The organism is Novipirellula methanifontis (genome assembly GCF_052161655.1).
Lineage (GTDB): Bacteria > Planctomycetota > Planctomycetia > Pirellulales > Pirellulaceae > Novipirellula.
Genome location: NZ_CP197418.1, coordinates 3,627,384 through 3,652,969, shown reverse-complemented (window position 1 = coordinate 3,652,969; position 25,586 = coordinate 3,627,384). Strand labels below are relative to the sequence as shown.

20 protein-coding genes are annotated in these 25,586 nt (G+C 54.5%); 16 read left to right on the top strand and 4 right to left on the bottom strand.

Annotated features, from left to right (window positions below):
• The first annotated feature begins 232 nt into the window (after window positions 1-232).
• Window positions 233-1,360 carry a hypothetical protein gene (locus tag SH528x_RS12795; protein WP_442510909.1) on the top strand — a complete coding sequence of 376 codons (1,128 nt, stop codon included), beginning with the start codon at window positions 233-235 and terminating at the stop codon, window positions 1,358-1,360.
• A gap of 76 nt (window positions 1,361-1,436) precedes the next feature.
• Here SH528x_RS12795 and SH528x_RS12790 read toward each other — a convergent pair whose 3' ends face one another.
• A complete protein-coding gene (locus SH528x_RS12790; protein ID WP_442510908.1) occupies window positions 1,437-2,315 on the bottom strand; it encodes a hypothetical protein in 879 nt (292 codons plus the stop codon).
• 741 nt (window positions 2,316-3,056) lie between these two features.
• Here SH528x_RS12790 and SH528x_RS12785 point away from each other — a divergent pair.
• From SH528x_RS12785 to SH528x_RS12760, 6 genes are all read left to right on the top strand, one after another.
• A complete protein-coding gene (locus SH528x_RS12785; RefSeq protein ID WP_442510907.1) occupies window positions 3,057-4,619 on the top strand; it encodes a transposase in 1,563 nt (520 codons plus the stop codon).
• A gap of 405 nt (window positions 4,620-5,024) precedes the next feature.
• Window positions 5,025-5,657: a DUF4332 domain-containing protein gene (locus tag SH528x_RS12780; RefSeq protein ID WP_442510906.1), complete on the top strand. Its 633-nt coding sequence runs from the start codon at window positions 5,025-5,027 to the stop codon at window positions 5,655-5,657.
• 82 nt (window positions 5,658-5,739) lie between these two features.
• Complete coding sequence (locus tag SH528x_RS12775) at window positions 5,740-6,504, top strand: (Fe-S)-binding protein (RefSeq protein ID WP_442510905.1); 765 nt, start codon at window positions 5,740-5,742, stop codon at window positions 6,502-6,504.
• 36 nt (window positions 6,505-6,540) lie between these two features.
• A complete protein-coding gene (locus tag SH528x_RS12770; RefSeq protein ID WP_442510904.1) occupies window positions 6,541-7,926 on the top strand; it encodes a lactate utilization protein B in 1,386 nt (461 codons plus the stop codon).
• A complete protein-coding gene (locus SH528x_RS12765; protein ID WP_442510903.1) occupies window positions 7,926-8,546 on the top strand; it encodes a LutC/YkgG family protein in 621 nt (206 codons plus the stop codon). The genes SH528x_RS12770 and SH528x_RS12765 overlap by 1 nt, the downstream gene beginning before the upstream one ends.
• Window positions 8,547-8,679: 133 nt before the next feature.
• Window positions 8,680-10,056, top strand: a complete 1,377-nt coding sequence (locus SH528x_RS12760) for an MATE family efflux transporter (RefSeq protein WP_442510902.1) — start codon at window positions 8,680-8,682, stop codon at window positions 10,054-10,056.
• A 9-nt stretch (window positions 10,057-10,065) separates the two neighbouring features.
• On the opposite strand, the gene SH528x_RS12755 is transcribed toward SH528x_RS12760, so the two are convergent.
• Together SH528x_RS12755 and SH528x_RS12750 are read right to left on the bottom strand one after the other, a co-directional pair.
• Window positions 10,066-11,115, bottom strand: coding sequence for a transglutaminase-like domain-containing protein (locus tag SH528x_RS12755; protein ID WP_442510901.1), 1,050 nt, complete (start codon window positions 11,113-11,115; stop codon window positions 10,066-10,068).
• Between the two features lie 153 nt (window positions 11,116-11,268).
• The gene (locus tag SH528x_RS12750) at window positions 11,269-11,664 is read right to left on the bottom strand and encodes a hypothetical protein (RefSeq protein WP_442510900.1); all 396 of its coding nucleotides are present in this window, start codon (window positions 11,662-11,664) and stop codon (window positions 11,269-11,271) included.
• A 260-nt stretch (window positions 11,665-11,924) separates the two neighbouring features.
• Between SH528x_RS12750 and SH528x_RS12745 the strand changes: the two genes are divergently transcribed.
• The 8 genes from SH528x_RS12745 to SH528x_RS12710 all read left to right on the top strand — a co-directional run bounded on the left by SH528x_RS12745 (window position 11,925) and on the right by SH528x_RS12710 (window position 22,367).
• Window positions 11,925-13,103 carry an alpha/beta hydrolase gene (locus SH528x_RS12745; protein WP_442510899.1) on the top strand — a complete coding sequence of 393 codons (1,179 nt, stop codon included), beginning with the start codon at window positions 11,925-11,927 and terminating at the stop codon, window positions 13,101-13,103.
• 510 nt (window positions 13,104-13,613) lie between these two features.
• The gene (locus SH528x_RS12740; protein ID WP_442510898.1) at window positions 13,614-14,573 is read left to right on the top strand and encodes an aminotransferase class IV; all 960 of its coding nucleotides are present in this window, start codon (window positions 13,614-13,616) and stop codon (window positions 14,571-14,573) included.
• Between the two features lie 130 nt (window positions 14,574-14,703).
• Window positions 14,704-15,741 carry an ABC transporter substrate-binding protein gene (locus SH528x_RS12735; protein WP_442510897.1) on the top strand — a complete coding sequence of 346 codons (1,038 nt, stop codon included), beginning with the start codon at window positions 14,704-14,706 and terminating at the stop codon, window positions 15,739-15,741.
• Window positions 15,742-17,253 (top strand): sugar ABC transporter ATP-binding protein, encoded by a 1,512-nt coding sequence (locus SH528x_RS12730; protein ID WP_442510896.1) that lies wholly within the window; start codon window positions 15,742-15,744, stop codon window positions 17,251-17,253. It begins immediately after the preceding gene.
• Window positions 17,254-17,302: 49 nt separating this feature from the next.
• Window positions 17,303-18,358: an ABC transporter permease gene (locus SH528x_RS12725; RefSeq protein WP_442510895.1), complete on the top strand. Its 1,056-nt coding sequence runs from the start codon at window positions 17,303-17,305 to the stop codon at window positions 18,356-18,358.
• A 281-nt stretch (window positions 18,359-18,639) separates the two neighbouring features.
• Window positions 18,640-19,965 (top strand): hypothetical protein, encoded by a 1,326-nt coding sequence (locus SH528x_RS12720; protein WP_442510893.1) that lies wholly within the window; start codon window positions 18,640-18,642, stop codon window positions 19,963-19,965.
• On the top strand, window positions 19,962-21,584 hold the full coding sequence (locus SH528x_RS12715) for an ABC transporter permease (RefSeq protein WP_442510892.1): 1,623 nt from the start codon (window positions 19,962-19,964) through the stop codon (window positions 21,582-21,584). Before SH528x_RS12720 ends, SH528x_RS12715 begins: the two co-directional genes overlap by 4 nt.
• 42 nt (window positions 21,585-21,626) lie before the next feature.
• Window positions 21,627-22,367 carry an ankyrin repeat domain-containing protein gene (locus SH528x_RS12710; RefSeq protein WP_442510891.1) on the top strand — a complete coding sequence of 247 codons (741 nt, stop codon included), beginning with the start codon at window positions 21,627-21,629 and terminating at the stop codon, window positions 22,365-22,367.
• 28 nt (window positions 22,368-22,395) lie between these two features.
• On the opposite strand, the gene SH528x_RS12705 is transcribed toward SH528x_RS12710, so the two are convergent.
• Window positions 22,396-23,595 (bottom strand): S1C family serine protease, encoded by a 1,200-nt coding sequence (locus tag SH528x_RS12705; RefSeq protein ID WP_442510890.1) that lies wholly within the window; start codon window positions 23,593-23,595, stop codon window positions 22,396-22,398.
• 453 nt (window positions 23,596-24,048) lie between these two features.
• On the opposite strand from SH528x_RS12705, the gene SH528x_RS12700 reads away from it, so the two are divergent.
• Window positions 24,049-25,329 carry a thymidine phosphorylase gene (locus SH528x_RS12700; RefSeq protein ID WP_442510889.1) on the top strand — a complete coding sequence of 427 codons (1,281 nt, stop codon included), beginning with the start codon at window positions 24,049-24,051 and terminating at the stop codon, window positions 25,327-25,329.
• The last annotated feature ends 257 nt before the right edge of the window (window positions 25,330-25,586 follow it).

The window sequence follows — 25,586 nt, the reverse complement described above, 5'->3', positions numbered from 1 at the left end:
TCGGAGGGAAACGCTTGGCCATCGGAACCAAACCCAATCCGAATTTGTGGGGAGAGGGGAGCCAGAGAATCTGGTGTATCGATTCACCTAATAAATCCGTCAGTAATCGAATCGCAAGTCCCGAGCGACTCGCGACGACACAAAACCAAATTTCTTCCCTTTCGGTCGTCGACTCGTTTTTGTTATTCCCAAAAACGTGAACTCAATTTCTTCCTCGACCGGAAAAAAACAAATGCGTCCAATTTCGCGTCTATCGCTAATCGTCGGCGTTTGTTGCTGTTCCTTTTTCATGAACGCATCGCACGCCGGGCCTCCTAACTTGATGAACATGTTTCGTTCGGGGCCTAACATCGAAGCCGATGAAAATGCCGAATATGTTCTTACGGAGGAAGTAGGACCTTGGATGATCTTGGCTTCGACCTGTGTTGGCGAAGGATCCAAGGCACGTGCCGACCGACTTGCATATGAGATTCGCCGCGATTTGAAATTACCAGCTTTCATCTACCGCGAAAATTTTAATTTTACCGGCAGCGTCAACAAGAATGCCCCTGCGGGTCGTCGACAGCGTTACGCGAACGAGTATCAATACGAAGCTTATGCCGTTTTGGTAGGCGAATACGACCGAGTCGAAAACGAGAGCATTGACCGTGACCTGCAAATACTGAAGACGGCGCGTCTGCCTATTTTCGAAGACCGCGAAGCGATTGCCAAAGAAACCAGCCCGGCAACGCCAGTCACAGCGGTAAAAGCGATGACACGAAAACTGCTGGAACGACGAAACGATAAAACATTGGGCCCGATGGCCAATGCGTTCGTCACCAGCAATCCAATGTTACCCGAAGAATACTACAGTGCACCTGAGGTTGATTCGTTTGTGCAACAACTGAACGAAGATAAGAGCCACAGCCTGCTAACGTGCAAAGGAAAATACACCGTCGTCGTGGCCACGTTCGAAGGCTTAGGTACGATTGTCGATGGACACAAAGAGAAAGATTTTGTTCCAAGTGGCAAGCGGCTAGACAAAATGGCTTCGGACGCTGCGAAAATGGTAGCTGAGCTTCGCAACGATGGCATCGAGGCGTACCAGTTCCACGACCGCACACGATCGCTTGTAACCATCGGCAGCTTCCCTGAATTGGGTCGACCGCTACCGGACGGCAATTTCGAGTACGCTCCGGAAATTCGCCGTGTCATGGAAACCTATCGTGCTTTCAACTCTCAGAAAGCTCGCTACGTTCCCGAACGCAATGGTGTCGCCGTACATCACGCTGCAATGATCCCGTTCGATGTTAATCCAGCGCCGATCGCTGTACCCCGGACATCCAAACGCAGTCTCTACAGTGCCGCATTAGGACGATAATTGCGAATCGTACGAATGTAGGGTTACCGAAACTCTTGGCGAGTTTCGCTACGGGATGTTATTTACGCAATGTGAACTAGATGTACCAACGCTGCGAAATCGCATCGTTGGTGCTTTTATTTCGTAACGACGGGATGACATGGTGCTTGCCATGAACGACGTCACGACTGGGTTGCCGATCTTGCGATCCCGCGTTTGTTTCGAGCTCGCGAAGCCAACGCGACTTCATCGTTCCCACGCTATCGAACAAATCGTGGCGGAACAGCGACATCACGGAATCGGCAACTCGTTGGTTCGCCCGTGGCAGTGCCGATTGGTGTGACGTGCGTCGCATTAACATGTCGTGCATCGCGGTATTGAAAAGCCAACACGATGTTTCTCGCTGAACGATCATTTCGGTTTCGGCACACTCTTCGGCGTACGCAGTCGCACGCGTGGGATCCACGGCATACGCAATTGCCATGTCGGTGTACGGGATCATGCGACCCAACAGAGCGTCCGTCCAACGCTCGACTCCCTGGCGTAATCGATTCAGACGAACCGTATTACGGACCGAACTACCACGTCCAAACAACATTAGATGATGGACTCTTGATGAGACTTCCAGGTGGGATCGGAACACGGTGTCGGTGATCGGCGACATATCGTCGATCCCTTTCTCGGCATCCATCGCTTTGCCGAGCGCCGCGACGACGCGGCACAGCACCTCGCTCACCAAAACTTCTTCGAGCACGATGCTGTGACGATTCCACCAATTACGAATCGCCAGCCCCTCGCCCCCCTGTTCGGCGCGTCGATAACGAGTGATGACTTGGTGCCACAGCTCAAAGCGTCCGCGTGAGGCTGTCCAATATTTGGTCACCGCATTACTCATTTCATCGCGGGGGCGAAACGCGATCGTCGAGGCGTTTTGCGAAATGATGGCGGCGAGATCGGCGAGGAGTACAGCGTGCATAGAAATCAATCCGAAGGCATCGTCAGTGAGGTACAGACCCAGCCATTGCATCCGCCATGCCAGCCCTGGTCGCAGAGTCACACTGCAACCGCTAACCCGTTATTTAAAAAGCACTTACGTCGACTGGCTCAATGTGGCGATGGGCACAAGTCGGTCATCGCAGTTGAGAATCCGCCTCTTGATGTTGCCGAGACGCAACACCGAGGTTCGGTTGCTGCTACGGGTGGAGCGATCAGGGCGTGAGGTGACGGTGAAAATTGTCGGATAAAATACATACCCCCAGCGGCAAACGTTTAGCGGTGCGACGCATCATTCGACTGTCCTAATGTGTGAGCCGAACTCGCTAGGTCGGGCCGCCGCTCGGTAAAACACGAGGCCCGCGGTTAGCGCTGAAATGCTAAAACTTTGGGCATGTTGTCGGAGATTGGGGGTGAGGTTTTCTTCCGGCCTTACGGCAGTTACCTCTCCACCGACGAAGTCGGGGGAGAGGTCGAGCACGCCCTGTAGGCGTTGCTCGGGTGAGGGGGCGACCGCGCAATTCCGGTGCAAACGGCGTTTTCGTCGGCGAGTGGCTTGCTCGGTCAGCCCCCTCACCCGAACGTCGCTGAAGGCTCCGTTCGACCTCTCCCCCAACGAAGGAGACTGCTGATTTAGTCATTCCCTCGTTTTTGCGGCGTGCATATAATTCCCCATTGAATCCCCCCTTTGGACGCAAGAGTGAGGTGCTAGAAGAAACAAAGAATGATCACACGAGACCGTGATTTTCTGCTGGAAATTTCAGCCGAGGACCTAGCCATTTACGCACGAGTTATTCGGGGCGACTCGCCGTTACTGGATGCTTTGCAGTTGATCCCCTGGGAGTCGTTCCGCGGCGACCTTGAAAAGTATTATGTTCCGAACATGGGGCAACCAGCTCTGCCTGTCATTCATATGCTCAAGCTGGAGTTTCTTCGCTATACCTGCCGGCTCTCTGACCGAGGTGTCGTTGCCCGAGCTCAGACGGATTTGCTATTTCGTTGGTTCCTCCAGGTGCCTATCCGTTTTGAAATGCCCGACGCCTCCACGATTTGCCGCTTTCGAGCGCATCTCGGAGTGGAAGGATTTCAGGAAATTTTCGATCGACTGATCGCCTTTGCTCGGGACGCCGGGGTGGTACGCGATCGGCTTCGGCTAAAAGACGCCACCCACGTCCTGGCTAACATCGCCGTACCCACCACTCTAAGACTGCTCGCGCAACTTAGAGAAAAGATGCTCTCAGCGATCGAGTCCGTCGACGCCGAGTTGGCCGCTGGATACCACATCGAGGCGGAGCGAATCCGAGCGGAGACTGAAAAAGAATCCGACGAGATCCGCTTGCAAGCTCGCTTGGATTTGGTGCTGGACATGCTCCAGTGGATGCAGAGGTTACCCGCCGAAGCCCCCGATCCAGAACAGAAATTGACTTGGCAACGGCTGTTGGCGGTGCGAAGTTTGGCAGAGAAAATCACGGCGGATTGTTTGAATCCTGGTAGCGGCGACCGTACCCTTAGCGTGGTCGATCCCGAGGCGCGGCGTGGCAAACATGGCGAGTTCTATGATGGTTACATGCTCGACGTGATGATGGACGCCGACAGCGGACTGGTGACGCAAATCGAAGTGCTTCCGGCCAACGGTGCCGAGGCCCACGACGCGATCAGTTTGGTGCAACGCGAGCACGCGGTTCACGGTAATCAAATCGAGCAACTCTCGATCGATGGTGCTGGATTCAACGGACCGATGCTACGAACGCTGGAAGATCCCAACGGTCTTGCCGTGGACGTGATCACACCGCCGAGCGAACACAGCGAAGGGAAAGGCTATCCCAATTCAGCGTTCCTCCAAAGCGAAGATGGTCAGCATGTCACCTGCCCGGCAGGTCATACCTCGGGCACCCCATGGCGAAAAGCAGACAAGCCTAATTCGTTGTTTTACGACTTCTCGCTCAAGGGTTGTCGGACTTGTTCTCTACTGTCGCAATGTTATCCAGAGTTCAGACCGACGGCTCATCGTGGCCGTCGAGTGTCCAAAAATGAGTACGAAACGGAGTACGAACGAGCCCGCGCTAAGGTGGGCACGGAGGAGTATCGTTCGGTGCGAAAAGAGCATCCCGCGATCGAGCGAAAGATCAATGAGATCGTACGTCATGGATGCGGTCGAAGGGCACGGTACTGGGGACGATCCAAAGTGAAAATTCAGGAACTAATGACAGGCTTTACGGTGAATGTTCGGCGTCTGACGAAACTCCTCAAGGGGCCTTCGTGCGCCAAGATGATCGGATGTTGGTAAAACAAGATTGATCGGGGCCGCAAACGAGTCCAACTCGCGTGTCAATCGGCTGCAGCTTGTCTCCAGCGAGACTGGCTTGCGAAGAGGGGCTACCGGATAAGAATCTCAAATTTGTTCGCGGTGCAAACCAAATCCGCTCAACGAATCAACTTTGCTACTAAATCAGCAGTCTTCGAAGTTGGTGGAGAGGTGGCAGAAAAGTTGCGCAACCAAATATCACGACGACACCAAAGTTTTAGCCGTCCAGGCTAACGCCGTCGGCTCACGCATACGGTGAGAACGAAAAAACTGGAGAGTCGAAATAAAAGAAAAAAAGAATCACTCTAGCGTCCAAGTCGCTGAGTTGGCTAACACCACTTATCGCGTGCTAAGCATCTCTTCTCTATTTCCACTCGGAACCTTGCCATGCTGAAATCTTTTCTGAAACTGCTCTCCCGCACTCCACAGCAACCCGTCCCCGTCGATCCTCGATCCCCCGACAACGCGATGCTGTTCGCCTACCTGAATCACCCGCCACGCAATGTAAATCGGACACAGACGTCCAAGCCCGCGATGGTCGCTGCCCATCCGGTTCCCAAACCGAGTCATCGAGAGCGACTGCTGAGCATGCGGATCGAGCACACCAAACTGTGCTCGGAAAGTCGTGCCGATCAATTTGCTGAATTCGGTATCGAAACCGCTGGCGACTTAATCACAGCCAACCTCAAAACGTTGGCCGAAAAATACCCCTCGCCTCGCAAGGCCGTTCGCGTGCTGAAACGCTACCGACAAGCGATTCGTCTATCGGTGCGTGTGCCAGGCATGATGCCTCGCGACGCGCTGCTATTGATCAGCATCCATCGCCGTAGCGTTCGTGGTTTGGCGATGGAAACCCCCATGACCCTCTACCGCGATCTACAGCGTTACGCGGAAAGCACGCCCGGTCGCAAGCTTCTGCGCGGACGTCGATTGCCGAGCGTCAAGCGAATCCGCCGCTGGATTACTGCTTCGGCAAGTGAATTGAGCGTTCCTAGCAATATCTATGCGGACGCGGCTTAGCCAACCGCCCGCCGAGCGACTATACTGCCAACCCTCGCCGTCCGAAACGTTCGACGGCTATCAATCGTTCGTGGCAAGTCGCATGTCTGTTGCTCTGTTTATCCCCTGTTATCTCGACCAATTCTATCCCGATGTCGCGATCGCAACGCTCGAGTTGCTCGAACGACTCGGAGTGGATGTTGTCTACCCCGATGGCCAAACCTGTTGTGGCCAACCGATGGCAAACACCGGCTGCACCGCCGATTGTGCTCCGGTAGCCCGGCGATTTGTCGAGTTGTTTAGCGAATACGATTCGATCGTCTGCCCGTCGGGATCTTGCACCGCGATGGTCCGTCATCACTACGACGAGTACTTTGCAGACGACGATCCGAAATTCAATCACGTCAAGAGCCGGACGTTTGAGTTATGCGAATTCCTGCACGACGAATTGAAAATCAAAGAGCTTGATGTGCAATTTCCGCACAAGGTTTCGATTCACCAAAGTTGCCACGGGCTGAGAGAATTACGGCTCGGCGCGTGCAGCGAGAACATGACGCCTCGCGCAGACAAAGTCCGCAACGTGCTGAATCTTGTCCATGGCATCCAGTGGTGCACGCCCACACGAGTCGACGAATGCTGTGGTTTTGGCGGAACGTTTGCGGTCAACGAAGCCGACGTGTCCGCATCGATGGGTCGTGATCGCATCGCTGACCATGTCGCATCCGGAAGCAGCATATTGGCCTCGGCCGACATGAGCTGTTTGATGCACCTGCAAGGCATCATCCGTCGCGAATCGAATCCCATCCAAGTGATGCACGTCGCTCAAATCCTAGCGGGCCGAAACCCCAATCGATTAAGCAACGCGTAAAGTAAGCAACGCATAAAAAATCCTTGCGTAAGAATTATGAAAACTCTGCCCATCATCGATCATCCAACCAAGGCACGTCCGTTTGTTGCCGACACCGAACGCACACACTGGCATGACCAAGCACTGTGGTTTGTTCGCAGCAAACGTGACAAACAAGCTGCATCGGTCCCCGAATGGGAATACCTCCGCAGCCTCGCGTCGCAAATCAAAACCGAAACCATCGCCAATCTCGGCGATTACTTAACTCAGTTCGAACGCAACGCGACCGCGTTGGGAGCGACGGTACACTGGGCCGCCGATGCCGACGAGCACAACAAAATCGTGCTCAAAATCCTGCGTGATCATGAGACGCTACGGATTGTCAAAAGCAAATCGATGCTTACCGAGGAATGTGGCCTGAACCATTTCCTCGAAGACAACGGCATCGAGGTGATTGATACCGACTTGGGCGAACGGATCGTCCAGCTGCGAAATGAAACCCCCAGCCATATCGTTTTGCCCGCGATCCACATCCGCAAAGAAGAAGTCGGCGATACGTTTCACGAACATCTCGGCACGACCGAGGGAGCATCGGACCCTCAGTACCTGACTGAAGCCGCACGACAACACTTGCGTGACAAATTTTTAGCAGGCGAAGTCGGAATCACCGGTGTCAATTTTGGGATCGCGGAAACAGGCGGCTTCGTCGTTTGCACCAACGAGGGCAATGCGGATCTCGGCGTCTCGCTGCCTCGCGTCCACATCGCTTGTATGGGAATCGAAAAATTAATTCCCCGTTTCCAGGACTTGTCGGTCTTCATTCGCTTGTTAGCTCGCAGTGCGACGGGGCAACCGATCACGACGTACACCTCGCATTTTCACGGCCCACGCGATCCCAACAGCGAACTGCATATTGTGTTAGTCGACAATGGCCGCAGCCGACTGAGAAACAGCAACGAATTTCGCGAGGCGTTGCATTGCATTCGCTGCGGTGCTTGTATGAATACGTGCCCCGTTTACAGGCGTAGCGGCGGACACAGTTACAGCGCCACCGTGCCGGGACCGATCGGATCGGTGCTGTCACCCACCCGCGACTCGTCCCGCTACAAGAGTTTGCCGTACGCGTGCAGTTTATGCGGTTCGTGCACCGACGTTTGTCCCGTAAAAATTCCGTTGCACCATCAGTTGTTGGCGTGGCGGAAGGAGTTGGTCGGCGAAAACTTGTTGCCGTATTCCAAACGGATCAGCATGAAGGCGGCTTCGATCCTGTTCCGCAGCCCACGAATGTTTTCAATCGCCGGTTGGGTGGGACGCAAATCGCTCAAGATCCTGCCTCACTGGGCAACACACAATCGACTCAATACTTGGACTGTGGCTCGCGAATTGCCCGAACCTCCGCGTGAGAGTTTTCGTCATTGGTATGCAGCAAACCGGAAACGTTAATGATGTTAAAAAAGACCCAAGCCACTACCAGCAGCCGCCAAGCCGTGCTCGATCGATTGACAGGAAAACAGGTCATCGGACCGGGATTACCAACGGTTGAGATGGATCAGACGGTGCATTTTGACGATCCGGTCGCAAAATTCATCGAAGTTTTATCGACCGTCGGTGGCCAAGCTCACGTGATTGACGAAAACCATCAAATCGGTGAGATCCTCGCGACGATTCCGGTTTACGCCAAAGCGAAACGGGTTGTTTCGTTAGTGCCTGAGGCCATTCCTGGTAGTCTTGATGCGGCTTCGATCGACGATCCGCATGCCTTGGCGTCAGTCGATTGGACGATCGCGAGGGGAGAATTCGCGGTTGCCGAAAATGGTGCGATTTGGATCGAAGGGGCAACGATGCCGCACCGTGTGTTGTTATTTATCGCCCAGTATTTAGCCATCGTTGTGTCGCGCAGCCAAATGGTTCATAACCTGCACGAAGGTTACGCTCGAATCGGAACCCCGAAATCGCCGTTTGGTGTGTTTGTCTCGGGCCCTAGCAAAACGGCCGACATTGAACAGTCGCTAGTGTTAGGCGCCCACGGTTGTCGAGCACTGCAGGTGTTTTTGACACCGTAGAGATTCTGCAGCAACGGACTGCAACGTATTTTTGAGGGTATCCGAAAAGGGGTCTGACCCTCTCCGGCGAGGCAAAGAACTCTACAAAAACGACTCGCTTCCAAAGGGTCAGACCCCTTTTCGGATACCCTCTTTGAACGAACACAGCAAACACCCTTCCGAACACTCCTTTCGCTTTATCTTTGCGGAACTGCTTGCCATCGCGTTGCCGTTGATGGTTAGCGCTGGCACTTTTTCGCTGGTGTTGTTCGTCGACCGCACTTTGTTGCTGTGGTACGACGGCGCATCGATGAGTGCGTCGATGGCGGGTGGCAATTTCTTCTGGGTCAGCATTTGTTTGCCAATCGGGATCGCGTCGATGACCGGTGCGATTATCAGCCAATACGTTGGCGCAGGTGAAGAAGGCAAGATTGGCCGATTCCTTTGGCAATCGGTTTGGTTGACACTGTTATCGATTCCGTTTTTCGCCTGGGTCGCCTACGCCGCTCCTGATCTGTTTCGCTTGACCGAACAACCCAGTGAACTGATTGAGGCAGAGACGACTTACCTGCGATGGTTGCTGGTCGGCGGTGTCGGGGCGGTACTGGAAAACGCATTGAGCGGATTTTTCAGTGGCACCGACCGCACCCGAGTGATTATGTGGGTCAGTCTGTTATCCGGTCTGATAAATGTCGTCTTAGACTTGTTGTTGATTTTCGGAGCTGGCCCGATCCCGGAGATGGGTATCGCGGGAGCCGCGATCGCCAGCTCGATCGCGTTTTGGTTCAAAGCCATTTGCTTCGGGCTATTGATCTTCTATTACGATCGTGACAATCGATACCAAGTCCGCAGCAGTATCAGTTTCAGCGGCACGTTGTTGACCAAACTGCTCTTTTTTGGCTTTCCAACCGGGTTGATGTACGTCACCGAATCAGGCGGCTTCACGGCGATTGTGTTGCGGATTGGTCGACTCGGCGACGTTCCCTTGCGCGCAACAACGATGGCGATCAACTTCAACATGGTCGCCTTCATTCCGTTGGTTGGCGTTTCAATCGCAGCATCGGTCTTAGTCGGTCGGCACTTGGTTGAAAGCGGACCGGGGCGTGCGGCTAAAAGTGTGTTGGCCGCACTGTTGGTCGGCTGGGGATATTCGTTGCTGTGGTGCATCGCCTACCTGATTTTCCCCGGGGTGATGATGCAGCTGTACGAATTCAATACGCCCACGGCCGATTCGGCACTGGCGATCTCGATTGCCAAAGGGCTGCTAAAATTTGTCGCGTTTTACATCGTGATGGACGCGACTCAATTGATTTTGGCCGGAGCATTACGCGGCGCCGGTGACACCTGGTTCGTGCTCGGCACCGGTTTAATGTCGTCGGTAATGGCGTTTGCCATTGGCATTGGCAACGAACCAAGCGAAGGCCAACTTCATTGGTGGTGGTGGATGATCACGCTGTGGGTATGGCTGCTATCCGTTTGCATGGCCGCGCGATTTCTGCAAGGCAAATGGAAAAAGATGCGAATGGTGTGAGAGTCGAACTTAGATTTCGATCTGTTCACGCACAAACCCTGGATCGGGATTGCCTTTGCCCTTGCGATCGCACTTGAAGTACTCGGCAACGTAACGCACTGGTTGGCGTTTTTCGGGTACTTTGAAACGGTCGCCTTTTTGCAGGACAGGACGGTATTCGTCCATGCGACCGAATTGGCGAGTCCCTGCTGCTTGGCAGGGGAACCAAAAACCGTTGCCTTCGCCGTCTTCGAGATAGAATTCGGGATAACAGTGGCCTGGAATCCAAACCATCCGGGCAGGCACTTTGGCATTGCGGCACAATGCCACCACCAAGCTGGTCATTTCTTCGCAGTCGCCCTTGCCATCGCGAAGTGCGACGGATGCGTTTTTGAGCGGTCCTTCGACGTACTCGACTTTTTCTCGCACAAAGTCATAGATCTGTTCGACGCGTTGCCAATCGTTCTCGGCTTCCATCGCGGCTAAGTCACGAGACGCCGAACGAATGATCGAATTGCTGGCGTCAATGTTGGGGCTGTTGCCAAGATAGTTACGCAGTTCACGCGCAGGTCGCAGTGGGATGACAAAATCGTCGGTCTTCACTGGAGGAAGAATACGCGAGCGTTCGATTTGGAAGACAAACGTCATTTCGACTCTCGCTCCGGCCCGCACTTGCGGAATCTGTAACGCAACTTGCTTGGCGCTACTAGCCAGATCGCGAACTTCCCAGGCGCGAACGATCGGGTCGATCACTTTGCTGACCAAGGTGACTTTTTGTTCGGGCCAGTCGGTCGGAACCGGAAACGTTGCGATCACGTTGGTACACATCACCGGCGTGGTCAATACCATTCCGATCCGCCACTGTTGCGTCTGCGGTGAATCGTACGTCAATCGTGACTCGACAGTTGCCGGTTCATCCGACGGATCCGCATCGCTGGGTTGTACCGGATCGTCTGCGAACGCGAGTTGTGAAAAAGCGAGTCCCCCTACACTGCAAGCCCCGAGTCCCTGCAGTGTTTGTCCCAACAGACTTCGACGAGTCAATTGCAGGCGGTTTGGGTGGGAAAGTTTCTTATTCATATCTCAACACGCTGAAAGGGATAACCGAAACGATCGCAGAAGCACCTGGCTTTGACACCGGCACCTCTGCGATCGTCGCTCACTTTTGATTAATTATAGTTCGTTTTGCGAACTATTTCTGATTGTCTTTACGATTCCGCCTGGTGCTGGGCCTTAGTTAGCGGGCACGGCACCGGGTGGCAGCGGATCGCGGCTGATGATGCGATCGCCTCGTGCGTCGAAGTCATCCGAGATGACGTTCGATGGATTTCCGTAGACGGTGCCATTGCCGTAGACGGAACTGCCGACGATATCGCCTTGCAGGTAGGGGTCGTTCACGACATTCCCGTATTGATCGCTCGAAGATTCGTAGCCGTAATCGCCGACAACATTCCCATAGCCGCTGCTGTTCGTGGCACATGCTGGGCACTTGGCGGCAACTTCCGAGCCACAACCGAGTTCACCTTGGATACCGTACTGAGGACCGGCATAAGTGTTGCATTCGCACCCCGCGTTTGGCGCCACGGCCAACGGCACTTGCTGCTGGGGTGCAACGGGTGCATATGGCATCTGTGTACACGGAGCCGCTTGCGGCAAAAGGGCTGGACGGCCAGGCAAAATGGACTGTGTGTTATTACATAAACCACATCGAGCCCCACGGCCAAACCAAAATTGTCTGAGTGTTCCGCATCCAGAACTGACAAGTAACAGCATCACAGATGCTACAACCGACACAAAGCGAGTATTCATTTCTTTTTCCTTCACATGCATAGCGAGCGTATTCGGAGTTCTCGATAGTAGAACCAGTTAAAAGTAGGACGCTATTTGTGATGTGCAAACGCAACATCGTTATTTTTCGGCAACAATTTGTTGCAACAAGTCAACACACCACGCTCACTCGCCCCAAATCAATTCAAACCGAGATGCAAATTACTGATCAAATCATTCGTTGCTGTTTGACCCTCGCTTTGGTGGTGTCATCCGCTCCCCTATTCGCCAGCGACGCGTCGGTGATGGAGGGTGTCGATGCGCCTCCGATTTCCGGCATCCCTCTGTCTGTGGATGAGTTGCACAACGGCGAACTTCCCTTGATCGTCGATGGCTCGGATGTAAACACTCCGTCAGTAACGCTCGAGCAGGATCGAATTTGGTTGATCAGTACGCGTCGAATTACCAGTCACGTATGTTGTGCTGATTTTGAGAAACCTGAATTCTCGGTCTCGCGTCTGTCCGCCAACGGATGCCAGACGCCTTCGTCAATGGAAGAGTATTTGGGTGAAATGTTGCCAGGGCGTCCGACGGTGGTTTACGTCCACGGCTATCGATTCACATCGAGCGAAGCGATCCGACGTGGATTGTTGGTTCATCGCGAAATCGCCCGCCGCCGCGCAACCGGTCCTATCGATTGGGTGATCTGGAGCTGGCCAAGTGCAAAAGAAAAATTCATCAGCCAAGACATTCGCGAGAAAGCAAAGTACACCGACACGCAAGGCTTGTATTTGGCGTGGCTACTAAAGAAGCATGTCGGCGGTGGAGTTCCCTCGACATTGATAGGCTACAGTTTTGGAGGTCGCGTCGTGACCGGATCGCTGCATGCGTTGGCTGGCGGGTCGCTTGGCGGACGCTCGCTGCCGTGTGAACCGATTATAAACGCACGCATCGACGTCGGGCTGGTTGCCCCCGCGATCGAAAAAGATTGGTTGGCGCCGCATGATTACCATGCTTTGGCGACAAGCAACATGGATCACCTACTGTTACTGTACAATCAACGAGACTCGGTGCTGAAGCGTTATTGGTTGATTGATAGGGTACGCGGAACACTGGCAATCGGTTTTGGGCGTCTTCAGTCGTTTGCGCCGCGGACCGATGGCAGTCGAATTTGGCTGCGTGCCCGCGATTGCTCGTCAACGATCGGCAGCACTCACGACGAACTCGACTATTATCAATGTCCCTGCAGTGCAGGCACCGAAATGGCTCAGCTCGTCGACGACGCTTGGTTTCAACATTGATGTGATGTGGTTTGGTTTTATGCGAGCCGACGGCGAGAGAGATGTAGCCCGTTCGAATTTCCCATCTCGTGAGCCGACGGCGCTAGCCGCGGGCCTGTGCTGACTTGCTAAAAGTTGGATGTCGAGATTGGATTGTGAACACTATTTTTTTATCCGGCGAATTAATTGGTTACCTTTCCCATAAAAAGAGACTGCTGAAAAACATTTGGCGTTGCGCCAGCGTCCTGTCACCTCTCCCAAACGCAGTTTGGGAGAGGTCGAGCAGAGCCTTCAGCGATGCTCGGGTGAGGGCCGACCGAGCACGTCGTGGCCACTGCACGCTATGTTGCGCGGTCGGCCCTCACCCGAACGAGGCCAAAAGGGCCCGTTCGACCTCTCCCAGCTTCGCCGGGAGAGGTGACACAAAACTTGTCAAAGCGTCAATCAATCCAACCTCAACGATTTTGCAGCCCGCGGCTAGCGCCGTCGGCTCACAGGAACAATCCACGGGCATTCACAACTTGGTGATAGGTGACTTCAGCTAAAAACACGACCGAGTCCCCACCCAGCGTGGACGATTGCATCGCCTATTTCTGTGGCGAGTGGATTCCCGCACACTCATTAAAGCTTTCGATCCATGACGTCGGCTTTCGCCAAGGAGTGACGGCGGTCGAGCGGATGCGGACTTACGGTGGCCGCGTCTTTATGCTGCCTCGGCATTTGGATCGGTTTGATGCCACCACGAAATTCCTCGGTATCGATTCGCTGCCCGATCGAGCGGCGATGGTCAATTTGGTCGGCGAACTGTTGACACGAAACAGGGATTGGATCTCGCAGCACCACGACGTTGGAATCACGATGTTCGCGACTCCTGGTGTGGTGGGATCAGCGACTCCGACGTTGGCCCTGCATCTGAACCCGCTGAACCATTCGCTCAATCAACAACGACAAACCCAAGGCCAATCGTTGGTGATCACCGACGTGGTCCAGCCACCGGCAGCGTCGTGGCCGCGGTCGATCAAAGTTCGAACTCGTCTGCACTATTATCGTGCCGATATGTTGGCTCGATCCGCCATCCAGGACGTCACATCAAACGCCGCGAATTCGGATGTGATTGGCGTATTGATTGACGACGACGGCAGCGTGACCGAGACGAGCATCTCCAACGTGGCGATCGTGGAAGGGGAAACGATCGTCTCGCCCGAAGCGGACCAGGTGCTCGGCGGCATTACCCAGCAAGTGGTCGAGGAATTGGCCGCATCCGAATCGCTGACGTGGGAAAAAGAACGTCTGTCGCCCGCCCGATTCGCGGGCGCGGACGAGATTCTTTGCATGGGAACCGATGGCGGACTGTGGTTTGCCAATTCGGTGATCATGGCTGGAAAAAAAATCGAGTCAAAAATGACTCGTAATCCTGCGAAAATCTATCGCCTTCTGCTCGCCGGATTCGCAAAACGGACAAGCGAACCCACCTCGTTTGATGTATCTTAACGGACTAGGCTTAAAGGACCGCGGAATCCCCTTGCGGCTTCCCAGCGGGCGTCGACACCACAATCGCAATTCCAATGCGTGCAGTGGTTGCCATTTCCCGTCCGAATCCCTCCGTTTCATCCTCACACCCATGAACACTCTTTCGATGACATCGTTTCCAAAATGTGGGTTTCCAAGATTCTGCTCGTTTGCCGCGATCGCTTTGTTGTTGATCGTCGGGTGTGGGCGAAGCGACACGCAATCGGCCGCAAAGACGTCCGGGACCGGCGAAAACGAAACGCTGCGTATCGCGGTCATTCCCAAAGGGACAAGCCACAAGTTTTGGAAGTCCGTTCATCTCGGGGCCAAGCGAGCGGCGGATGAAATTGGCAATGTCGAGATCATTTGGCGAGGCCCGGTCGTGGAAAGCGACACCGGCAGCCAGATCGAAGTCGTCAAGAACATGATCACAATGCAGGTCGACGGGATCGCGTTGGCGCCAAATCAAAAGGGAGGCCTCGTCGATGCTGTCGAAGAAGCGATTGGCGAGGGCATTCCCGTCGTCATTTTCGACAGCGGCTTGGACAAAGGCCCCGAAATCGTCAGCTACGTGGCGACCGACAATTTCAAAGGAGGCGAGTTAGCGGCCGATCAAATGGCAAAAGCAATCGGTGAAAAAGGAAACGTCATCCTGCTGCGTTATTTGGCGGGCAGCGAAAGCACCGAGCGACGCGAAGAGGGATTTCTAGAGGGGATCAAAAAGTATCCGAACATCAAAGTCGTCTCCTCCGACGAATTTGCGGGCGACAATGCGACCGGATCCAAAGAAAAGGTCGACCAACTGCTTCAGATCTACGGCAAGGACTTGAGCGCTATCTTTGCCGTTTGTGAACCGAACGCAAACGGAGCACTCGAATCGCTTCGAAACGCCGGATTGACCGACAAGGTCAAACTGATTGCGTTTGACCCCAGTGATGCATTGATCGAAGGGATGCATGACGGATCCTGCGGCGGCATCGTGCTGCAAAATCCTATCGAAATGGGTTATCAATCCGTCATGTCGTTGGTCAAGAATATGCGAGGCGAAGAGGTTCCAGCATTTCAATCGACGGGCGAATACGTGGCAACGCCTGAAAACATGGACGAACCAGAAATCAAAAAACTCTTGAATCCTGAAATGGTTCAGTAGATGACCACGCCGCTGCTTGAAATCCAAGGAATAAGTAAACGCTTTGGGCCCACGATCGCGCTGAACGAAGTTTCGTTGTCGGTGTACGGCGGTGAAGTGTTGGCGTTGATCGGCGAAAACGGAGCCGGCAAAAGCACGCTGCTAAAAACACTCAGCGGTGCTCATCTGGCCGACGCTGGATCGATGTCGATCGACGGCAAAGCGTATTGCCCGAGCGGTCCGCATGACGCTCGCACTCGCGGCGTTGCGATGATCTATCAAGAGCTGAATCTCGCGCCGGACCTGAGCGTCGAAGACAACATTTTGCTGGGACATCGAGGCACCGGGGCCGGTTTGTTGCTGCGATCATCGCAGCGTGCAAAGGTAGCCAAAATCCTCGAAACGGTGGGACTGGCCGGATTGGATCCGAAAGCGATCGTCGACGATCAATCGGTTGCGACGCAGCAATTGCTCGAGATCGCGCGGGCCTTGGCGAGTGATGCGAGAATCATCCTGTTCGACGAACCGACGAGTTCGCTACCGCAAAAAGACGTCGCTCGGTTGTTCGAGATCATTAACACGCTGAAGCGATCTGGATATGGGATCGTCTACATCAGCCACTTTCTCGAAGAAGTTCGCGAGGTTGCCGATCGCTACTCGGTGCTGCGTGACGGAAACAATGTCGGCTCGGGAATGATCGACGACATCAGCGACGATCAAATCATTTCGCTGATGGTCGGCCGCGACGTCGAAGATCTTTATCCGGTCGTTCCCCACACGATCGGCGAACCTTGGGTCAACGTACACGAATTGACGGGATCGCATTATCCAAAACATGTGAACTTGTCGCTTTGCCGAGGCGAGATTTTTGGCGTTGCTGGTTTGGTCGGCTCCGGTCGTACCGAGCTGCTGCGCAGCATCTTCGGGCTCGACGTGATGGACGCTGGATCGGTCCATGTTGCGGGAACCAAAATCAAAGACACCATCCCGGCTCGCATGAAAGCCGGGTTCGGAATGCTGTCGGAAGACCGCAAGCGTGAAGGGCTGGCCCAAGATCTGTCGATCATTGAAAACACGACGCTTGGTTCGCTCGCACCGTACACCACGTTTGGCTTCTTGAATCTACGTCGGCGGTCGGCGGTTGCGACGGAACTGATGAGACGCGTGGAGGTGAAGGCCGTTTCGGGTCACCAACAGGTGTCGGACCTTTCCGGCGGTAATCAGCAAAAGGTAGCGATCGCACGAATTTTGCATCAAAAAGCGGACATTCTGTTGCTTGACGAACCGACCAAAGGGATCGACGTCGGAACCAAGGCCGAGATTTATCGTATGATGGGCGAATTGGCGGCGGCAGGAAAAACGGTGGTCTTTGTCAGTTCTTATCTACCCGAATTATTGTCTGTCTGTGACCGCATCGGAGTGATGTCACGCGGTGAACTTCGCGAGACCCGCGACGCCAAGGATTGGACCGAAGACGAAATCATGACCGCTGCGATCAGCAGCGACGAATCGCTCGAAGCGACAGCGGTTTAGAATCGACTGCCGCTCGCCTGAAACACTAACGTCTGAACATTTACTGCTAATGCTAAAAAAGTTATTCCGCTCACAACTCGGGCCGCTCTTCGCACTTCTGGTCATCGTCCTCTTTTTCTCGGTGGCCGATTACGCCTTGAGCGAAGGCTATTTTTTCTCGGCACGCAACTTTCGTGTGATCATGAGCTCGGCGTCGTTGATCGCGGTGCCGGCGTTCGGAATGACGATCATCATCATTGCGGGCGGCATCGATTTGTCCGCTGGCACAGCGTTGACGCTGAGCGGCACCGTGTTAGCACTGATCTTAAAACATTCATCCGTCGCTGCTGGCGATCCCGGATTTGCTTGGACAATGTGCCTTGCGCTGGCAGCGACAGTATTCACCGGCGCCTTGTGCGGGTTTCTGAACGGCGGTTTGATCAGTGCGACAAAAGTCGTCCCCTTTATTGTCACGCTGGGCACGATGACGATCTTTCTGGGTGTCGGCCAAATCATAGCCAGCGAATCGACGGTTTACGCCGCCAAAGAAAACATCCCAACTTGGCTGCGGTATTTGTGTTACACCGGGTCCAACGGCGAGAACTATTTGATATCGGGATTGCCGATTTCGACCAGCGTGATCATTGCCGCAGTACTGGCGATCTTGGTCGATTTGTTGATGCGGTTCACGGTGTTTGGCCGCAACGTGTTTGCGATCGGTTCGAGCGAATCGACGGCTCGATTGTGTGGCATCAACGTGCCGTGGACCGTCGTCGCGGTCTACACGCTTTCAGGTTTCTTTGTTGCCATCGGCGGGCTGCTCTATTTTGCAGACGTCAAGAACGGCAACCCCAGTGACGGCAGCGGCAAAGAACTCGAAATCATCGCCGCCGTCGTGCTTGGTGGCGGAAGTCTGAGTGGTGGCCGTGGCTCGATCTTTGGAACGCTCGTCGGCGCGTTGATCATCACCGTGATCCGCAGCGGATGTTCGCAATTGTCGATTCCGAACACGTACACGCACATCATCATTGGCGGCATCATTATCGTGGCGGTGATCGTTGACCAACTACGTCATGGATCCCCCGAGTGGTTCTTTCGGATGTTGCCGAAATCCGATGATCGGTAAAATAGAGAAACCGTTGGTGGGCAGATGAGTTTTTTGCGCCCTGAGTGGTTTGAGAGTGTGCCGTGGCTGTTGCGACTTTCTGAGTGAGCCGTGACGCGTAAGCGGCCGGGTATCTTTGTGAGCCGAGACGCGTAAGCGGCCGGGTGTCTTCGTGAGTGAGGTATCACCCTTTACCCGGTACCTTACGGCCCACGGCTCACAATGCAAAACGGCTAAGATACCGAAATACTGCTGCCTTCCTGCTAAACCCAGCGATCCTCTTCAAAGGCCATTCCTACTCCGTGAATCGAACCTACAAACGCATTGCCGGACTGTTGTTCTGGATCGCCATGTGCGTGGTGACCGTGGTTGCGATCGCGCGGGTCGATGCCCCAACGAACCATCACTCCGGCGATGCCCATCGCACCCCGCTTGTCCGTTTCCTCACCTCGCGTCCCACCGAGATCAGCGGCATCGATACGACTGGCCGACTGCGAAAGTATGATCCTGTGTTCCTGATGGACTCGGGTGGCGATTATCGGCAAGTCGGTCACGTGGTCGATCGCATCCCCGATCCTTCCCTCCCCACCACGGAACCGCCTACCGTTACGATTGCCTGGTACGGTTCCAATTTCGCCGCCGACGAAGTTCAGTTTGTCCAATATCACAACAACGGACGGCTCGAGGACGTTGCTAAATTGATGTTGCCCGAACAGAAACGAGAACGCATCCGCCAGCAACTCGCCGACGCGATCCGCTTGTATGGTGACGAGTTTTCGCAAGCCTTCAAACCTTTGGTACAACAATCGATCCAACAGTCGTTGCCGGTGATTGAGTCGGAAATGGAGCTGTCGATTAAACGTCATCGCGGTGATATCGATGCATTGGCAAAACGCTGGAACGATGACGTTGTCCGCAAACGTTTGATCCCGTTGGCGCGGCAAGAGATCATGCCGATCGTCAAAAAACATGGGCGTCCTACGGCGGAAAAGATTGGCCAAGAGATTTGGGAACGCGCGTCACTGTGGCGGTTTGGTTGGCGTGCGGTCTATGATCGCACTCCGCTACCGGAACAAAATCTTCTAAACGAAGAATGGCAACGCTTCGTGCAAAAGGACGTCGGTCCGGTGCTGGAAAGAAATATGGACGATATCGTCGCGGCGGTGCAAAAAATCCTGGTCGAAACGGCGGCCAATCCGGCCGTCCGTGGCGAATTGGCGGATGTCGCCAGCGACATTGCCCAAGATCCCGAAGCACAACAACTCGTCAAAGCCATTCTGAAAGAAACGCTGGTCGACAACCAACGCTTGCACCAAGTTTGGTCCGATGTATGGCAGAACGACGAAGCACGTCGCGCGATTGATTTGGCGTCTCGTAGAATGGAACCCGTACTTCGACAAATTGGCGACGAACTGTTTGGCACGCAAGAGGAAGGGATTGATCCCGCGTTTGCCTTGGTGCTGCGGAACCAGATTTTTGGCAAAGATCGCCGCTGGTTAATCGCGTCGCCGATCCAAGACAAACTAGACGATTCTGGACCACGCGTATCTGAACCACGAGTGATCCCGTTCTCCAATCAATGGATGGCGTATCCGATCGTGTATCTTGCTGAAAAGGACGCCAAGTGAGTCTCGATACGGAAACCGATGACATCGCGGCGCCCGACGACGGGTTGCCGCTGCGATTGATCGATCTGCAGATCCAGGTCGCCGATCGTATGTTGATTCGCGATACCTCGCTGACGATTCCCGCGGGCAAAATCACGGTCATCGTGGGCGCCAGCGGAGCGGGAAAGTCGGTACTGCTGCGGACACTAGCCGGATTGGTCGGTCGCGATCACGAGGCGATTTCGTGGCAAGGCAACATTGCGATCGGCCATGACGATCCCTCGCAAAACCGCCGCCCTCGCTTGTTAACCCGTGTCGGCATCGTGTTTCAACAATTTGCCTTGTTCGACGAATTGTCGCCGACCGCCAATGTCCAATTCGCCATCGACCATCGCAGCGATCCCACGACACCTCCATCGCAATCGGCCAAGGCTTGGGTCGATGAACTTGGCGTCCCCGCGCACACTTCGGTATCGGCGCTGAGCGGAGGACAAAAACAGCGTTTGGCGATCGCTCGCACGCTGGCAGCTGCGCCGGACATTTTGCTGTATGACGAACCTACCAGCGGGCTTGATTCCGCCAGCGGACGCAAAGTCGCCGAATTGATTCGGCATACTCAAACGATCCACCGCACCACCAGCATCGTGGTCACGCATGACTATTTAACGCTGCTGCCGATCGCTGACGAAGTGCTGTTACTTGATTCACAAACCAGCAAATTGGTGCGAATTGAGAATGACCAATGGGACCAAATCCCGGCACGGATGCAGCCGGTTGCTCTCAGCGATACTGAGATCGACGAAGACACAGCGACACTGACCTCACGATTCACACGCCTGGCTCGCCAACGCGTTGACGATTTTTTTACGACGACCGGATCGGCGATTTGGACTGCGATCTGTTTGCCGTTTGAATTGCGACCCTATTTCCCCCACTTTCGCTGGGGGACACGGTTTGTACTGCACTATCTGCGGCTGGTGGGCGGTCCGTCGGCTTGGTTTTATCTGATCTTGGCAGGGATGATCATCGGGTTTACCAGCACCTATTTCACGTTCGAGTTTTTACCTTTCCAGGCCTACACGCAGCCGTTGTTGATTGACGAGCTGCTTGCTTCGATTGGTTTTGCGTTGTACCGCATTTTGGTTCCGGTCTTGGCGACGATTCTGATCGCCGCACGCTGTGGTGCCGCCGTCGCAGCCGACGTCGGTGTCAAGCGGTATGGAGGTCAAGTCGATGCGCTTCAGACACTCGGGGTCAGGCCGCGAACGTATTTACTGCTGCCGATCGTGATCGCGTTTGTGATCGCGACGCCGATGTTAGAGTGGATGGCGCTGAGTGCGGCGAAGCTGATTAGCTTGGTGACGTTTCTGTCGACGCATCCCAACGAGGGCCCCTATTTCTGGCAGCAGAATTTTTATCGCAATCTCGTCCCGATCGAAGGCTCGTTATTGCGAGGATGGGAATGGGTGTTGACCAAGAACCTGATCTGCGGATTTGGAATCGCCTGCATTGCCTACTACCAGGGCCTAGCCCCTAAAAAGTCGGCCAACGACGTCAGCGGCGCGATTACCTCGACCGTTCTGTGGACGACGCTGTATGTATTGGTGGTACATTTCGTGACGGCCTTGATCGAATTTTAGGGACATTTCCCGACGCTCGGATTTTCGATTACAATTCCCAGCATGAAAAACACACAACGCCTCGCGATTTCTCTTTCGTTGACTCTTGCCACACTTCCCGTATTCAGCGGATGTGCGCCCGCCACGAAAGAGGCTGAACCGACAGCCAAGACGGAATCAACGGGCACGGAGTCATTGGGCACTAAGGCATCGCACGCCGAAGAATCGGGCACTAAGACGTCGGCCGCTGTGACACCAGACACTTTGGCACAAGACACCGACAAACTGCCTGCCCATCAACCGAAGTTCAGCGATGATGCTTATTGGATGGCCGCGTTGGATGGCAACATGCAAGTGATCGAGATGGCGATCAAGTCCGGCACCAAAATCGATGTCAAAAACGAACGAGGCCACAATGCGTTACATTTGGCCGCCTACAACGGCCACACCGAAGTGGTGAAGTACTTTCTGCGAAACGACTTCAAGGTCGATGAGCGGGATTCGGAAGGCAAATCCGCTCTGATTCATGCAGCATCCGGTGACTTTCCCGAGACCGTCGAACTGTTGATCGCCAAGGGAGCCGATGTGAATTTGAAGGATGAAACCGAAGGCTTCACAGCGTTGATGATGGCGGCGGCCGAAGGCCAAATGGCCGTAGTCAAAGTGCTGATGAAACACGGTGCGGACAAGACGATGAAGGACGTCGATGGCGACACCGCCGAAATCTTTGCCCGCAACAACGGCCACTTTGAAATTGCCGATCTGCTAGCGGACAAAGATAAGAAAGCAAAGGAGTCCGAGTAGGGCTGAACGAAACTCTACGCGAGTTTCGCTACTCTCCCGACACCCCTTCTTTCTTCACGTCTTCTTTCTTCTCTTCTTCGTCGTTCTTCTGCAACGTCGGGTCTTCGATTGAAGCTAGTTCGACCTGAACGGTCATTTCTTTGCCGGCTCGAGAGATTTTGACTTCCTGCACTGAACCAATCGGCTTTCGCTCGATGACTTCTCGCAAACTGCTTGGATTGAGTACTCGTTCCCCAGCAAATTCGAGAATCACGTCCATTGGTTTTAACCCAGCACGTTCACCTGCCGATCCCGCGATCACCTGATGGACTAAGATCCCCAGCCCAACAGGCAGATTGACCTGCTTTGCAACTTTCGGGTTGAGTTCGGCCAACTTGATCCCCAACGCAGCGCGGCGCACGTGCCCAAATTCAGCAAGTTCATCGGCGATCCATTTGGCTTGATTGATCGGAATGGCAAACCCGATTCCTTGATAACCACCGTTGCGAGTCGCGATGGCCGTACTGATCGCGATCATCTTTCCATCCAAATCGACGAGCGGCCCGCCAGAGTTGCCTGGGTTGATTGCAGCATCGGTTTGCAACAGACGACCACGGCGGATGCGTGTCAGTTTCCGATTTTTGGCGCTGATAATCCCTGCGCTGACGGTGGCTTCTAATCGAAACGGGCTGCCGATGGCGAGCACCCAATCGCCGATATCCATTTGATCCGAATCACCAAGCGTGGCCACATCAAACGGCTTGTCTCGCTCAATTCGCACGATCGCCACATCACTGTCGGGATCCCCATGCACCTCGACTGCCTCGATTTCCGTTTCGTCGGCAAGCTGAACCACCACCTTCTTGGCTCCGGTGATGACGTGGTTATTGGTAATGATCAATCCGGTTTCGCTGAGGATCACCCCCGAACCTAAACCGGTCAACGGAATGGCATCGCCATCGACACTTTCTTCCTGTGGCGGCGTTGGTCCTGGACGGTCCGTTTCGCTCTCTTCGTCGGTCGTTTCGACGTTTTGTCCATAGGCAAACACGGTGACGACCGAAGGGGTCGCACGACGCGCGGCAACGCGAAACGCCTTGGACAATGCTCGCGGCCCGGCTTGGATTTCGCTCATCGATTCCCCGTTCTCAGTCGCAGCAGCCGCGTCGTCGGCAAGCACTGGATTCGCTAGAGCTAGAGACGCGAACACACAGCCAAGGAATAGGAGAGATGCAAGTCGATGTTTCATTGCGTTTCTTTTAACTTTTGTGAGGTAAAATCGGACTTTCAAGCAGGTTGCGCGCAATCTACCGATGAAGCAGCGGTTATTAAGTGAGCCGACGGCGTTAGCGGGTTGTCGGCTTGATGATCCGTGACGCGTGATCGGCCGGGTTCCATGAATTACCCGGTGCCTCACGGCCCACGGCTCACATTTTACCCGGTGCCTTACGGCCCGCGGCTCACATTTTACCCGGTGCCTCACGGCCCACGGCTCACATCATTCTGCCTTGCCGCGACTGTAAAAACGAGAGTGGCACCCCAAAGGTGCGGGTGCCAAACCGTTCTCCGTTGATCGATTGTCTTTGCCTTTGCAGACGATACGCGGATCGAAACTTAGCAGCTAGTATCACGCACCGGGCGGATCGTCTATCGTCACTATAGCGGTTTGCAATCTTTTTCGTCACCAAGAAGGTTTTTGGCAATGCTACCTGCAACGATATTGGCAAAAAAACGTGACGGTCAGGCGTTGACTGATGCCGAGATCCGTTTTTTGGTGGACGGATTTTGCAATGACAAGGTGGCTGATTATCAGATGGCGGCATTGTCGATGGCGATCTGTATCAATGGCATGCAGCCCAGCGAGATCAGTTCCTTGACTCAGGCGATGGTACGCAGCGGTGACGGGCTGCCGCGATGCAGCGACCGGCCACGCGTCGACAAACACAGCACCGGCGGGCTTGGCGACAAAGTTTCGATGATCCTCGCACCGCTGCTGGCGACCTGTGACGTCGACGTCCCTATGATTAGCGGCCGTGGACTCGGTTTGACCGGAGGCACACTCGATAAATTGGAATCGATCGAAGGTTTCAAGACTCAACTGACGATCGACGAATCAACCAAGCTGCTTCGGAAACATGGCGTCTTTATCATCGGAGCCGGCGCAAAAATCGCTCCCGCCGATCAACGTCTGTACGCGCTTCGCGATGTCACCGGCACTGTGGAATCGGTGGCACTGATCACGGCCAGCATCCTCAGCAAAAAGCTTGCCGCACGACTGGACGCCTTGGTGATGGACGTCAAAGTCGGTTCAGGCGGATTCATGAAAACGCTTGATCAAGCTCGTGAACTGGCTCAGTCGTTAATACGTGTTGGTGCCCAATCCGAGTTGCCGATCACCGCCATCCTTACGGACATGGACCAACCGCTCGGCGCAGCCATCGGCAACGCAATCGAAGTCAACGAAGCGGTCGATGTACTGCAAGGCATTGGCCCGCCGGAAATCCGTGAGCTAACACTACAGCTAGGCGCGAATTTGTTAGTCGCATGTCTCGAAGGCATGTCGCGTGAGGATGCGATCGCAAAATTGACGAACAACCTCGACTCGGGGATCGCGATGGAGCGGTTTGAACAGATGGTGCTTGTGCAAGGCGGACGTCCCGATTTTCCGCGTCCGATCGGAAGCGAGTTGATGATTGAATGCCCCGGCGACGGTTGGATCGAAAAAGTCGATTGCGAATTACTCGGTCAGACGGTGGTCGAACTTGGCGGCGGTCGACGTCGGAAAGAGGACCGCATCGATCCAAGTGTAGGGCTGCAAGTCCATTGCCGCGTGGGACAACGCGTGAAACGGGGGACGCCAATCATCAGTCTGCATTGTGACAAACGTCTGCATGACGAGTACGTAGCAAGATTGCAACACGCAGTGACGCTTTCGGATCAACCCGTCAAGAGCGTCCCCATCATCATCGAACATCTTCGCTGAAGTCATGTGTTTTTTGGAAGTTTTATAGTCGCCTTTTGCTCCGCAAAAGTAGCGTCTACCGAACGTACTTTCGCGAGAGGACGTGCGATTAATAAGTTACGGATCTGTTGGACGAATCACAACCACCTTCCCTGGCTCCCCTCTCCCTGTGAATTCGGATCATGTGACTCGGCCAATTGAATCAAACGTTGTTCGAATTCACGGGGAGAGGGGAGCCAATGGCGAAGCGTCGGGCCGCCGCTCGGTAAAAAGTTGGC

Bases quoted from the DNA above. Each gene is read 5' to 3' on its own strand.
- SH528x_RS12795 (WP_442510909.1), top strand. From the start codon at position 233: ATGCGTCCAATTTCGCGTCTATCGCTAATCGTCGGCGTTTGTTGCTGT.
- SH528x_RS12790 (WP_442510908.1), bottom strand. From the start codon at position 2,315: ATGCACGCTGTACTCCTCGCCGATCTCGCCGCCATCATTTCGCAAAAC.
- SH528x_RS12785 (WP_442510907.1), top strand. From the start codon at position 3,057: ATGATCACACGAGACCGTGATTTTCTGCTGGAAATTTCAGCCGAGGAC.
- SH528x_RS12780 (WP_442510906.1), top strand. From the start codon at position 5,025: ATGCTGAAATCTTTTCTGAAACTGCTCTCCCGCACTCCACAGCAACCC.
- SH528x_RS12775 (WP_442510905.1), top strand. From the start codon at position 5,740: ATGTCTGTTGCTCTGTTTATCCCCTGTTATCTCGACCAATTCTATCCC.
- SH528x_RS12770 (WP_442510904.1), top strand. From the start codon at position 6,541: ATGAAAACTCTGCCCATCATCGATCATCCAACCAAGGCACGTCCGTTT.
- SH528x_RS12765 (WP_442510903.1), top strand. From the start codon at position 7,926: ATGATGTTAAAAAAGACCCAAGCCACTACCAGCAGCCGCCAAGCCGTG.
- SH528x_RS12755 (WP_442510901.1), bottom strand. From the start codon at position 11,115: ATGAATAAGAAACTTTCCCACCCAAACCGCCTGCAATTGACTCGTCGA.
- SH528x_RS12750 (WP_442510900.1), bottom strand. From the start codon at position 11,664: ATGCCATATGCACCCGTTGCACCCCAGCAGCAAGTGCCGTTGGCCGTG.
- SH528x_RS12745 (WP_442510899.1), top strand. From the start codon at position 11,925: ATGTGCAAACGCAACATCGTTATTTTTCGGCAACAATTTGTTGCAACA.
- SH528x_RS12735 (WP_442510897.1), top strand. From the start codon at position 14,704: ATGAACACTCTTTCGATGACATCGTTTCCAAAATGTGGGTTTCCAAGA.
- SH528x_RS12730 (WP_442510896.1), top strand. From the start codon at position 15,742: ATGACCACGCCGCTGCTTGAAATCCAAGGAATAAGTAAACGCTTTGGG.
- SH528x_RS12725 (WP_442510895.1), top strand. From the start codon at position 17,303: ATGCTAAAAAAGTTATTCCGCTCACAACTCGGGCCGCTCTTCGCACTT.
- SH528x_RS12710 (WP_442510891.1), top strand. From the start codon at position 21,627: ATGAAAAACACACAACGCCTCGCGATTTCTCTTTCGTTGACTCTTGCC.
- SH528x_RS12705 (WP_442510890.1), bottom strand. From the start codon at position 23,595: ATGAAACATCGACTTGCATCTCTCCTATTCCTTGGCTGTGTGTTCGCG.
- SH528x_RS12700 (WP_442510889.1), top strand. From the start codon at position 24,049: ATGCTACCTGCAACGATATTGGCAAAAAAACGTGACGGTCAGGCGTTG.